The sequence below is a fragment of the Frankia sp. CoWAU3 genome (genome assembly GCF_977971855.1).
Genome location: NZ_CDWWXB010000032.1, coordinates 14474 through 19264, shown reverse-complemented (window position 1 = coordinate 19264; position 4791 = coordinate 14474). Strand labels below are relative to the sequence as shown.

Genomic DNA, 4791 nt, shown 5'->3' with positions numbered 1-4791 from the left:
CGCCGGCCCCTTCCCCACCGAGCTGGACGACAAGGTCGGAGAGGAGCTGCGCCGCATCGGCGGGGAGTTCGGCGTGACGACCGGCCGGGCGCGGCGCACCGGCTGGTTCGACGCCGTAATCGCCCGCTACGCGGTGCGGGTCAACGGCCTGACCGACCTTTTCCTCACCAAACTGGACGTCCTGTCGGGCTTCGACCGGGTGCCCATCTGCGTCGGCTACGACATCGGCGGCGAACGGGTTGACGAGATGCCCATGACCCAGACCGAGTTCCACCACGCCAAGCCGATCTACACCGACCTGCCCGGCTGGCACGAGGACATCTCCGACGTCCGGTCGTTCGCCGACCTGCCCGGCGCCGCGAAGGACTACATCAGGGCGTTGGAGGAGTTCTCCGGCGCCCCGGTGTCGGCGGTCGGCGTCGGTCCCGGGCGGGACCAGACGCTCGTCATCAATGACCTGGTCTGAAACGACTGGTCCGGAACGGACCTGATCTGATCCCGCCCGGCGCGGGCCGAGATCCGGTCGGTTCCGGTTGCACCCGGAAGCATTACCATCGACGCTTGGGCAGTCACGCAAAGCAATGACGTCCGGGGGTGGTGGCGGTGGCCGTTGTCAGGTCCCGGCCGTCGGATGACGATCCTTCCATCCCCGGGCAGACACCGCTGTCGCTGCCGGAACCGGCCGAAGCCCCGCAACCGGCCCGTTGGCCACCGGCCGTGAGACGCGGTTACCTGCACCCGACCGACTCCGACGCCTGGCCGGTCGGGTTCTCCCCCACCGGCGAGGCTCTGCCGCAGACCCTGACCGACGTGCTGCTGCGGGGCAGCCACGCCATCCGGAGCTCGAAGCGGGCCGAGGCACAGCGGCTCGAACGCGCCGCGGCCGTCGCCAGTCACGTCGACACCCAGATCCGTGACTTCCTGGACTTCTGCGCGGCCGAACACCTGGTACCACCGGTCACGGTGCGGGCGACCCGCACCACGCCGCACCGCGCACCGGTGCGGTACCGTGCCGGGCGGCCGCTGCCCGCGCTGGACCTGAGCGAGGGCGGGGCGCCACGGGCGGTTACGGACCCGGCGGCCCGGGCCGACCCGGCGGATCGGGCGGATCGGGCGGACGCGGGTGAGGCTGCCGTCGACCCCGGTCGCCGCCGGCGTTGGCCGGGACGGCGGGAACGGCTACAGGCGTGGCCACTGCTGTACTGGCGCTGCGAGAACTTCCCGGCTGCGGGGCGGTCGCTGCACCTGTTCGTCGAACCGGGTGGGCGCGCCTTCGAGGGCCGCGACGATCCCGCCCCGCTGACCGTGCTCGGCCGGGAGGTCCGGGTCTGGCCGGTCGACGCCGCCGCCATCGTCGCGGGCATGGCCGAGGTGGACGCACGCCGCTGCGCGCTGCACCTGGTGCACGGCATGGCCCACCTGCTCTGGCGGTCGGGTGTCGGGCTGTAGTCGCTCAGCGCGGATCGTCCCAGATGATCGGCCGGGAGTCACCGGCACCGACCGGGCACGACGCACACGATGATCAACACACCCGCTACTGTGGAACCGTGACCCGACCGAACTGCGACGACGCGATGCCCCAGGCGGGGTTCGCCGGTTCGCGATGGCACCCGCGCCCGGTCCGGATCTCCGTCCCGGCGCCGCGCGCCAGGGACAACCGGTGACGGCCGCCACCGACCCTCGCGTCCCCCGCGCACGGCCGTGGCGGCGACGCGGCCCGCTCCGCCGGCGTTACCGGGAATTCGCCGCCGCGCACCGGGCCGCTGCTTGCGTCGCGAGGTGAACTGATGAAGATTCTTGTTGTCGGCTCCGGCGGCCGTGAACACGCGCTGTGCCGGGCGCTCGCCCGCGATCCCCGGGTCGGCTCGCTGGTCTGCGCGCCCGGAAACGCCGGAACCGCCGAGCTCGCCGAGCCCCGCCCGCTCGACGTCGCCGACCCGGACGCCGTCGCCGACCTTGCTGAGGCGGTCGGCGCGGACCTCACCGTCGTCGGTCCGGAGATGCCGTTGGTAGCCGGGGCCGCCGACGAGATACGCGCCCGCGGTCTCGCGGTCTTCGGCCCGAGCGCGGCCGCGGCCCGGCTGGAGGGCAGCAAGGCGTTCGCCAAGGAGGTCATGCGCGCCGCCGGGGTGCCCACGGCGGCCTCTCGCGACCACACCGAGATCGAGCCCGCCTTGGCCGACCTGGACGTCTTCGGCCCGCCGTACGTGGTGAAGTACGACGGGCTCGCCGCCGGCAAGGGCGTCACGGTGACCGAAGATCGCGACGCGGCCGTCGCCGCGGTCCGCGCGAGCCTGCGCGGACCGGACGACCGGGTTGTTCTCGAGGAGTACCTCGACGGGCCCGAGGTCTCCCTGTTCGCCGTGGTGACCGAGTCCGGCGCGGTCCTCCCGATGCTGCCGGCGCAGGATCACAAACGGGTCGGCGACGGCGACACCGGCCCGAACACCGGGGGGATGGGCGCGTACACCCCGCTGCCCTGGGCCTCGCACGGCCTGCCGGCGGAGATCGTCGCCACGGTGATCCGGCCGACGGTGGCCGAGATGGCCCGGCGCGGCACCCCGTTCACCGGTCTGCTCTACGCCGGGCTCGCGCTGACCACCCGCGGGCCGCGGGTGGTGGAGTTCAACGTGCGCTTCGGTGACCCCGAGGTGCAGGCCATCCTCGCCCTGCTCACGACGCCGTTGACGGACGTGCTCTCCGGCCGGCGGGCACCGGTGTGGCGCTCCGGCGCGGCGATCAGCGTCGTCGTCGCCGCGCACGGCTATCCGGTGGCCCCCAGGCTCGGCGACCCGATCCGCGGGCTCGCCGCCGCCGGCGCGCTGGCCGGCGTCGACATCCTGCATGCCGGTACCCGTAGGGAGCCGGATGGCCGGATCGTCTCGGCCGGCGGCCGTGTGCTGTCCGTCACGGCCATCGGCTCCAACCTGGAGTCCGCGCGAGGATCGGCCTACGAGGCCGTCAGCCGCATCTCGCTGCCCGGCGCCCATTACCGCACCGACATCGGAGATCCGTCCCGGATGCGCCACGCGGCCGACGTCCGTCGAACGGACATCGCGTCCGGCGAGGATCCCGCAGGACATAGAAAGAAGGAGTAGACCGTGTCGCAGAGCACCCCCGGGCCGGATCATCCCCAGGTGGCGATCGTCTTCGGATCACCGTCGGACACCCAGACCATGAGCAAGGCCGGCGCCACTCTGGAACGCTTCGGTGTGCCCTACGAGCAGGTGTCGCTGTCGGCGCACCGCGCGCCGCGCACCCTCGCCGACTACGTGGGTCAGCTACGGGCCCGCGACATCTCGGTGGTCATCGCCGGGGCAGGCCTGGCCGCCGCGCTGCCCGGCACCATTGCGGCCCTCACCACGCTGCCGGTAATCGGCGTGCCGATCTCCGGCGGGGCGCTGGACGGCATGGACTCGCTGCTCGCCATCGCGCAGATGCCGCCGGGCGTCCCGGTCGCGACCGTGGGTCTGAACAACTCGACGAACGCGGCGATCCTGGCGATCCAGATCCTGGCGCTGGCCGATCCCGATCTGGGGCTGAAGCTGGCCGCGTTCAAGGACGAGTTCGAGCAGGCCGCGGCGGACGGGCTGAGCGCGGCGGCTGCGGCCGGCAGCCAGCCATGATCGGCCGGTACACCCTGGCGGAGATGGGCCGGGTGTGGTCGGAGGCGCACAAGTACGAGCTGTGGTGTCGCGTCGAGGTGCTGGTCATGGAGGCGCACGCCGCCGCGGGCCGCATCCCCGCCGATTCCATCGAGCCGGTCCGGGCCGCCCCCGCTCCGACGCCCGAAGCCGTCGCCGAGGTGGAGGCCGTCACCCAGCATGACGTCATCGCCTTCCTGACCGCCTGGGCCGACCGCACCGAACCCCGGTCCGCCGCCGCCTACGTGCACTTCGGCATGACCTCCTCCGACCTGCTCGACACGGCGCTCGCGCTGCAGCTGGTCGAGTCGACCGACCTGCTGCTCGCCCGGGCGGACACTCTCGTCGCCGCGCTGCGCGACCTCGGTCTGGCCCACCGGAACACCCTGCGGGTCGGCCGGACGCACGGCATCCACGGCGAGCCGACGGTGTTCGGGCACCGCGTCGCGGACCTGGCGTTCGGGCTCGCCCGCTGCCGCGACCGGCTGCGCGCGGCCCGCGCGGACGTGGCCGTCGCCAAGATCTCCGGCGCGGTCGGGACGTACTCCAACATCGACCCCGACGTCGAGGCCTACGTGGCCGACAAGCTGGGCCTCACCGCGGCCCCGGTGGCCACCCAGGTCGTGCTGCGCGACGGCATCGCCTCCTGGGTCGCGGCGCTGGCCGGGCTCGCGACCGTCTGCGAGGCGGTCGCCCTGGAGGTCCGGCACGGCCAGCGCACGGAGGTCCGGGAGCTGTCCGAGCCGTTCGGCTCCGGGCAGAAGGGCTCCTCCGCGATGCCCCACAAGAAGAACCCGATCATGTCGGAGCGCATCGCCGGGCTCGCCCGGATCGTCCGGGCGCAGTACGTCCCGGTGCTGGAGGGCGTGCCGCTGTGGCACGAGCGCGACATCTCCCACTCCTCCACCGAGCGCATCGCGCTGCCGGATGCCGCCACCGGCGTCGACTACCTGCTGCACCTGACGACCCGGCTGGTCACCGGGCTGGTCGTGGACACCGCACGGATGCGGGCGAACCTCGATGCCACGGGCGGGCTGGTCTACACCTCGGCGGTGCTGCTCGAACTCGTCGAGACGGGGCTGTCCCGCGAGGACGCCTACGCCGTCACCCAGGCGGCGGCGATGGAGACCTGGCAGACCGGCGTGCC

The 4791-nt window shown here is 73.1% G+C and carries 5 protein-coding genes; all 5 read left to right on the top strand.

Annotated elements, in window-relative coordinates:
• Window positions 1-466, top strand: a 466-nt coding sequence (locus AC08ON_RS05470; RefSeq protein ID WP_476616559.1) for an adenylosuccinate synthetase, incomplete at its 5' end; no start/stop codon positions are given.
• A gap of 137 nt (window positions 467-603) precedes the next feature.
• Window positions 604-1449 (top strand): hypothetical protein, encoded by an 846-nt coding sequence (locus AC08ON_RS05465; RefSeq protein ID WP_476607212.1) that lies wholly within the window; start codon window positions 604-606, stop codon window positions 1447-1449.
• Window positions 1450-1787: 338 nt separating this feature from the next.
• A complete protein-coding gene (gene purD / locus AC08ON_RS05460) occupies window positions 1788-3098 on the top strand; it encodes a phosphoribosylamine--glycine ligase (protein WP_476607211.1) in 1311 nt (436 codons plus the stop codon).
• Between the two features lie 3 nt (window positions 3099-3101).
• The gene (gene purE, locus AC08ON_RS05455; RefSeq protein ID WP_011438725.1) at window positions 3102-3626 is read left to right on the top strand and encodes a 5-(carboxyamino)imidazole ribonucleotide mutase; all 525 of its coding nucleotides are present in this window, start codon (window positions 3102-3104) and stop codon (window positions 3624-3626) included.
• Window positions 3623-4791, top strand: a 1169-nt coding sequence (gene purB, locus AC08ON_RS05450; protein ID WP_476616558.1) for an adenylosuccinate lyase, incomplete at its 3' end; no start/stop codon positions are given. The genes purE and purB, both read left to right, overlap by 4 nt.

Excerpts from the sequence above, each read along its gene's own strand:
- purD (WP_476607211.1), top strand. The coding sequence starts at position 1,788 with ATGAAGATTCTTGTTGTCGGCTCCGGCGGCCGTGAACACGCGCTGTGC.